General features: G+C 39.0%; 1 pseudogene. It reads right to left on the reverse strand.

Annotated features, from left to right (window positions below):
• Nucleotides 1-277, reverse strand: a pseudogene (locus SB658_RS23610) (type III-B CRISPR-associated protein Cas10/Cmr2); the annotation flags it as partial.

Below are 277 nucleotides of genomic sequence, written 5' to 3' on the forward strand. Positions count from 1 at the left end.
CTTGGCTCATTTTGTTTAAAATCTCTTAAAGTCTTCCTTGCCGCCATTAAACCTTCGACTTCTTGAAGAGCCATATGATATGAACTTGCGGACGCATTTGGCGCTTCCTCTGGAGTTTGCATCTCAGTCCACACAGCATAAAATTCTATTAAATCATCTACTTGTCGATTCCATGTGCCTATTTGAATATAAGGATCCACAATCCCTCTTACAAAATCTGCGTATTCCTTCCATTTGCCATATATTGCTTTTTTTACTTGTCTTGCAACGGATGAAG

The sequence above is a fragment of the Bacillus sp. SIMBA_008 genome (genome assembly GCF_046535495.1).
Taxonomy (GTDB): Bacteria; Bacillota; Bacilli; order Bacillales; family Bacillaceae; genus Bacillus; species Bacillus subtilis.